This window comes from Chloroflexota bacterium (assembly GCA_018648225.1).
In the GTDB taxonomy this organism is placed as follows: Bacteria; Chloroflexota; Anaerolineae; order Anaerolineales; family UBA11858; genus NIOZ-UU35.
Window position 1 is genome coordinate 1 of record JABGRQ010000080.1, and the last position, 4305, is coordinate 4305.

The 4305-nt window shown below is 56.1% G+C and carries 7 protein-coding genes; all 7 read left to right on the forward strand.

What is annotated here, in order from left to right; all coding sequences use genetic code 11:
* Positions 1-293 (forward strand): hypothetical protein (locus HN413_06875; GenBank protein ID MBT3390118.1); only part of this gene is annotated, 293 nt, incomplete at its 5' end.
* A 71-nt stretch (positions 294-364) separates the two neighbouring features.
* Positions 365-751 carry a hypothetical protein gene (locus tag HN413_06880; GenBank protein ID MBT3390119.1) on the forward strand — a complete coding sequence of 129 codons (387 nt, stop codon included), beginning with the start codon at positions 365-367 and terminating at the stop codon, positions 749-751.
* Positions 706-1164 (forward strand): hypothetical protein, encoded by a 459-nt coding sequence (locus HN413_06885; GenBank protein MBT3390120.1) that lies wholly within the window; start codon positions 706-708, stop codon positions 1162-1164. Before HN413_06880 ends, HN413_06885 begins: the two co-directional genes overlap by 46 nt.
* Positions 1165-1208: 44 nt before the next feature.
* Entirely contained in the window at positions 1209-2294 is a 1086-nt protein-coding gene (locus tag HN413_06890; protein MBT3390121.1) for a hypothetical protein, read from the forward strand.
* Positions 2294-3523 (forward strand): hypothetical protein, encoded by a 1230-nt coding sequence (locus HN413_06895; protein MBT3390122.1) that lies wholly within the window; start codon positions 2294-2296, stop codon positions 3521-3523. The genes HN413_06890 and HN413_06895 overlap by 1 nt, the downstream gene beginning before the upstream one ends.
* A 93-nt stretch (positions 3524-3616) precedes the next feature.
* On the forward strand, positions 3617-4039 hold the full coding sequence (locus HN413_06900) for a hypothetical protein (GenBank protein ID MBT3390123.1): 423 nt from the start codon (positions 3617-3619) through the stop codon (positions 4037-4039).
* On the forward strand, positions 4029-4305 hold a 277-nt coding region (locus tag HN413_06905; GenBank protein ID MBT3390124.1), incomplete at its 3' end, for a hypothetical protein. The genes HN413_06900 and HN413_06905, both read left to right, overlap by 11 nt.

The following is a 4305-nucleotide window of genomic DNA, read 5'->3' on the forward strand; positions in this document are numbered from 1 at the left end:
ATGCCTTCCGAGCCGCGTCTGCTGATTGGGGTGTCTTTATCACCGGGGTAGCCACCGGCGCTTATAAGACCCCGGCTACGGAACAGGCGCGCCAAACGGTTTTGTGGCCGGATATTCAAGGTAGGATCGCAACCACCCAACACACCTCAGACCGCATGGTACGCTCCCAGATTACCATTGAAGATTCCAAGCCTTGGGTGTACGGCATCAACCTGGTCGAGGCTCACCGCGGTACAGCAGTTTTTCGTCTTTGGCGTTTTTACCCTGGCCCGCCGGAAGGAGAGTTCGAGTGAGTAAGGGAACAGGGAATTGTAGAGCGTCGCTACACGCTCCACGTTCGACGCTTCACGAGAAAGGCCAGGCCATGGTGGAAACCGCCCTATTCTCCGTCCTGGCTGTCATCCTGGCTTTTGGGATGTTGTCCTGGATACCGCTTCATCGCGCCCGCACACAGGCAACCGCCGCAGCCTATAGCTGTGCCCAGTTCATTTCTCAGTCGCCCAACCCCAGCCTGGCAGCCCGGAACGCGATCCTGGCCGTGGAGAAAACCCTCAATGCGGATTGGAGCGCCACGCTGGGCGCGAACTACAAACTGGTGGTCACACCGGGTTCACCCGGCGGTGTTGGCGGGTGTTCGGTAAGCTATCAAGTGCCGGTGATGTTCCGGGGTTTAGGGTTTATCGATCCAGGAGGCTGGTCCGAAGAATGGTACCTGTCCCGTTCGGAAACCTGGAAGGCAAAATGGCGCTGATGAAAAAGAAATCCGAACGTGGCCAGGCTATTACGCTCTTTGCCCTACTTGTGCCGCTGACCACCCTGTTTGCTATGGGGATTTTGGAATATATGATCACCAATGCCCGTATCATGGAAGCCGTCGCTGCAGCGGATCTAGCCGCTCACGCCGGAGCGCAAGAGATACGGGTGTTTCCTGATGGCAGTATCGAGGCGACGGAGGCGGGCAGACAGGTGGCTGCGGCATATTTTCAAGCCCAGCGACCCGAGCATTCCGTCTTTTCTAGTGCGACCTGTGGCCAGTTCGATGGCCGGCCTGGTTGCCGTGTAGCCGTGCAGGTGCGTTCGATGGGCTACCTGTTTCCCCAGCGTTGGATCAGCGTAAATGCCATCGGTTATCTGGCTCATGGTGTGACGAGGGACGATCAATAGCAAATCTGTATTTACCTAGTAAATACAGATGATATAATTCATCTATGAAGATCAAAGATACCCTTACCTATTCTGATTTGGGCGGTCGCCGGCACCTGCGCCGCTACATCATCGTCGCTATTCTCATCCTGGCTTTCACCCTGGGAACTTACGGCTTTGCCCGATGGCAGCGGGCAAAAACCCGGGCGGAGATTCTGGGAACGCCCTTGCCACTTTCGAATATATTGCCATCCGCCCCGACCGAGACGAACACGCCCCTTCCAACACTCACGTCTACCCCCGCACCTACTAACACGCCTACCCTGGAACCTTGTCCGACAGACCCCAAAGCATGGACTTTAGTTGATGTTCTTGATGATTACAATCTCAAACGCATCGAGCCGGCTTGTGTCTACGATGGGCTCGAACGCACGGTGGCCTGGCATCTGTTGACCTATATGGGTTACACCGAACAAGAAGCGGCGGCAATGGTGGGTTTCGATGAAATTCCCGATTGGGTTCTTTTTTTGGACGATAGAACAACAAAGTCGGTCACTGGGATGATCAATACCGGCGGCCCGCTGGAGATGGTGTTGAGACAGCGGTCGTACCACCCTGCATACCGCAATTGGAATATCCGGGAAATCCCATCCATCTCGGCCAATATGACCTATGCCCTGAATGGCTGTTACCGTACAGAGACGGTTGATGGCGATCAAATCGAGAATTGGGGCATGGCCTTTCCGGTCGTCTGCGTGCTCTCGTTCGACCAGGGGCCAGGGTGGTTGGTGCATGAGCTGGATGATCATCACTTTTCCCAAGAGCTTGGTTGGGAACGCTTATTCGTGCAATTTGGTTATTCCCCCACCCGAAACCAATGGGTTTATATGGGCTACCATCCCGACAGCTCGATCCTAGAGGGCCATGAAGCTTACGAAGACCTCAAGGCAAAGGCGCAGGAAGAACGAGCGTTTATTGCCGCTGCGCATGGCCTTGTACCCTGGGATGCAACCTGGCTCGAATCGGCCTTTGGTTTCACCATGCTTCCATTGCCGGAGGCGTGGCCGTCCTACACCGATGAGGGCCAGATTGGAAATTTTGTGGAGGCATTTGATAGCTATTACAAAGCGTATCTCAAAGAAGAAGATTGATGAAGCATAAGACCTACCTGTTCATAGTGAGACTTTCCGTCAGCCTGGCAGTATCCATCGGCTTATACTTGCCGGTTCACGCGCAAACCTTTAGCCCGGAGGGCGGCGGTAGTGGGTTTGATGTTGTAATCGGTGATGGGAGTAGCGAGTGCAACACCAGCCCGGGAAGCAGCGCCATTGAGAGTACGAATGGTTCTGCAAGCACCGGGGAACTCCACAGCCTGTTTTCCGATGCTGTATACTTGATCCCGCCGGAGTTCTACCGTCTGACATACACAAACCCCATTACGGGTGAAGTCTATGACTCGATGTGTATCCGGAAGGGCCCGGAGACCGTATGCGTTCCCTATGAGAGCGGCTCTTCAAGAGCAGATCATCCTTGTGAAACATTCACGATGACCGGCGGCGGGGTGAATTGCGCCAATACCGAATGGTCTATCCGGGCCAGCGTGAATTTTCCTGTCACATTCCTGGATTTGCGCCCCTATCCTGCCACGCTCGTGCGCTGGCCGAGTGCGGCTCGTTGTGGTGGCTTACCCTCATCATCTGGACGAGGCACCTATCCCTATGTCGCCTATGGCGGGGGCAGCCCCGGCAATCCCCAGCCTGGCGATTGGCGTAATCTGGTTTTAACGCTGACGTTAAATTCTGCCGGGCCGATGTTTTTCAAGATGCCCCATATCGGGGAATTATTGTTAGAGCCTGTCGGCCCTGCCGGAAGTCCCGAAATCTTCCGTTGGGAGGTGCCTTCACACCCGGCGGCTGGTGGCGGTCCGCTAGCAGGGAGTGTTGGGTTGAGTGAGCTTCCTGGGGATATGCCGCTTTTCGTGGGAGAAGCCAAATCCCCCTACCGGTTATTCTGGCGCTTCACGTATGAAGAAGCGGTCGCGATCACGGAATGTGTTTCAGGGCCAGGAGGGGATGGCGGATACGATTGTGACGGCGGCACGGGTCACACCGTGGTAGTCGGGATCGAATGGGCTGGCCGCAGCATGGGCGGCGAGATCCAACCCGAGGATGTCCCCGGCGTGCCGGAATCGATGAAGGCTGATTTCAACAATGATGGCAATCCGGATGCCTATTGGGACCGTCTGGTCACAATCCGGCGCATGGATGATAACAACAGCATCTCTGGGCGCTGGGCAGCTTCCTACAGTTTTGGCGGCGGGCTGGTCTATTGGGGTGTACGCGAAGGACAGGCCCAAATCGGCTGGCCGGGCGTGCCGTAGGAGCCAGGGATCATGGGGGGTATGGGAGAGCGGGAGCGAAGCGTCCGCGCCCTAACAACCCCAGCCCCCCTGCCACTACGCTCCCAAGCTTTTATGCACACCATTCAAGCAGTTCTACTCCTGGTGCTTGTCACCGGAATTTCCATCTACGATCATCATAAACAGCATGTGCCCAACAGCGTCACCCTGACTTTGTTGTTCGGTGGTCTACTGGCGTACTTTCCAGGCGAGATCGAGACATGGCTGGGGTGTACATTGCTGTTCCTTATCTGGCGATTGGGTGGAATAGGCGGGGGAGATGCCAAACTCTGGATGGGGATGCTCTGGCTGGTGCCGCCACATCATACCAGTATAGGAGGCAGCGTGATGCTGGTTTCGTTCCTGATGACGGCAATCCTACAAATGGGGTGGCGAAAACTCAACGGCCAACCCTTGACGGGCGTTCGAACACCTGGCGCCTGGCGAGTGATCCCCTTCGTAGCATGGTTTCTCCTGGCTGGCATCCATGTACACTGACTTATTCCTGGCGCTAAAAGATGCACAGAACCCGCGCGGCCACCCGATTCTGGCGGCTTTGGCCTATGTCTTTTGCCCGGCAGCAGCGCGCTGGTGGCTGGCGGGAGCAGATCCCGCTGAACCTTTCGATCCGGTCTGGCAGTCCTTGAGCGACCTGGCTGCCGGTGAAGAAACGCTCAAAGATGCGCTGAAACGCTATGGCTTCGAAGGGCTGATGGAGCAGGTCAAAACATATATCGGGCAAGTCGAGTCTTACCGGCGACTCA

Bases quoted from the DNA above. Each gene is read 5' to 3' on its own strand.
- HN413_06890 (MBT3390121.1), top strand. From the start codon at position 1,209: ATGAAGATCAAAGATACCCTTACCTATTCTGATTTGGGCGGTCGCCGG.
- HN413_06900 (MBT3390123.1), top strand. From the start codon at position 3,617: ATGCACACCATTCAAGCAGTTCTACTCCTGGTGCTTGTCACCGGAATT.
- HN413_06895 (MBT3390122.1), top strand. From the start codon at position 2,294: ATGAAGCATAAGACCTACCTGTTCATAGTGAGACTTTCCGTCAGCCTG.
- HN413_06885 (MBT3390120.1), top strand. From the start codon at position 706: ATGGTACCTGTCCCGTTCGGAAACCTGGAAGGCAAAATGGCGCTGATG.
- HN413_06880 (MBT3390119.1), top strand. From the start codon at position 365: ATGGTGGAAACCGCCCTATTCTCCGTCCTGGCTGTCATCCTGGCTTTT.